Source organism: Mesorhizobium sp. M5C.F.Ca.ET.164.01.1.1, from assembly GCF_004792125.1.
GTDB classification, from domain to species: Bacteria; Pseudomonadota; Alphaproteobacteria; order Rhizobiales; family Rhizobiaceae; genus Mesorhizobium; species Mesorhizobium wenxiniae.
In genome coordinates, this window is sequence record NZ_SRTG01000418.1 from 1 (window position 1) to 313 (window position 313).

General features: G+C 64.9%; 1 protein-coding gene. It reads left to right on the forward strand.

What is annotated here, in order from left to right; all coding sequences use genetic code 11:
* Positions 1–31 precede the first annotated feature (31 nt).
* Positions 32–313 (forward strand): TerB family tellurite resistance protein (locus EN807_RS34085; protein ID WP_189522696.1); only part of this gene is annotated, 282 nt, incomplete at its 3' end.

Here is a 313-nt window from a genome sequence, read left to right on the forward strand (position 1 = left end):
GCCGGTTTTGGCGGGCAGGGGAAAGATATCGATGTTCGAGCGGGTATTGTCCTTCCTGAGGGATCTGCCGGCTGCCGGCGAGACCAGGCCGAGCGCCGATGATCCGCGCGTCGCGGCTTCCGCGCTGCTCTATCATGTGATGAACGCCGATGGGGTGCGCCAGGACGTCGAATGGGAGCGGTTCAAGCAGATCCTGGCCGAGACCTATTCGGTGAGCGGGAAGGAGCTCGACGCTCTGGCCGCGGCAGGCGAGCGCGCCGACAATGAGGCGGTCGACCTCTATGCCTTCACCAGCGTGCTGAAGCGCCATCTC